This window comes from Paenibacillus lacisoli (genome assembly GCF_030580655.1).
In the GTDB taxonomy this organism is placed as follows: Bacteria; Bacillota; Bacilli; order Paenibacillales; family Paenibacillaceae; genus Paenibacillus; species Paenibacillus lacisoli.
In genome coordinates, this window is record NZ_JAUQTB010000038.1 from 1 (window position 1) to 1,381 (window position 1,381).

Here is a 1,381-nt window from a genome sequence, read left to right on the forward strand (position 1 = left end):
CTAAGTCATTCTTGGCGTTTGTATACGTGGCTGCCATTTTCAAATTGACTCAATGAAGAGTTTTCAGACACGACCTAGAAGCTTGCCACACTTTTATTACTGTCAGAATCATTTATATCCATCGCCCAAACCTGATTTTTTAAGGGCTGTGCGCCAGTTCTAAAAGATGATGTAGTATGGTATAAGATCACAATCCCAAAACTGAACAGATCCGTCATGGATATATCCGCTTCATGGTCTTTTAATAGCATTTTTATTTAAACGCAACTCTCCTTGTTACCCATACCTTAGAGTATGATCGTCTGCTCTTATGTATCGAAGATCCTCCGTAAATCAACACTTTGCTCTTTAAACAAGTCAGTTTGTACTAAACTTATTTTATAATCTATTCATATTTAAAGTTTCTATTCAGAGTGTACTTATATTGAACAAAAAAGTAGCTAGCAATAGGCTAGCTACTTACCGTAATCAATGTCCATATGTAATTATAATTCTCCTCTCAGAGATAATGTGATACTTTCAAAGTCAAAGTAAGTCAAGAAGTTTTTCATTTCGTTGAAAATTAAAAGACCTTGATCCCCTAAAAACTTCTGACGTTCATTAATCTCAGAAATAGTATTAGCTAAATCATCCTTGTACATATACGATTTATTCTTATCATGTAGCATGTAATACAAATGCATTATTCCTATCGACACGTTGGCGGCATGGTATGATCTGTCTAATGGCCTTTTTATCTTAAGGATAGTAGAAGTGGTTAATGCTTCATCACTTGCACAGGCATAAGGATCAGGAAATACACTGTTGACCATATCGTCTAAAAAAAGACTGTTATGAATAAACTCATGGCACAAGGCTTCTGCATAATCAATAACTGTCCACTCCTTTAGAGGATTCAGCCATATCAGTCCTATCAATCCTGAGACCGATCCTCCACCAAATCCATCTTTTTTTATTAAATAAATTGACCCTATAAGTTGATTAAATAATTTATAAAGATCCTCATGAAGGATTTTGATCAATTCGAGTGCTTTAGATATATTATAAAGTATTTGGTCTCTTTCTTCATTTAGAAATAAATGCTTATCTCCCTCTAAATCCTCAGCGTCAATCATATGATTTTCTAATAAAAGATCACATAGATTTCTGTTGTCGAAAGTAACTTCAACCTTCTCCGAGTTTGAGGGGATTTTTGTTTTCTGAATCGCATTGAGTGCTTCAAAATAGTTTGTTTTTTTGGAGTCATTACTCAGAGTGTCGCTAAAACCTTCACCATAATAAAAATCAATTACAGAATCAACGTTTGGAGTGCTACGATAAAAATGCAGTCGATAAACACCCTCGTATGAAATAAAATGAAAACAAACGAGGGGACGAGTGA

General features: G+C 34.4%; 1 protein-coding gene. It reads right to left on the minus strand.

The window, feature by feature from the left end; translation table 11 throughout:
- Positions 1–485 precede the first annotated feature (485 nt).
- Positions 486–1,381 (minus strand): aKG-HExxH-type peptide beta-hydroxylase (locus Q5741_RS21425; protein WP_305026139.1); only part of this gene is annotated, 896 nt, incomplete at its 5' end.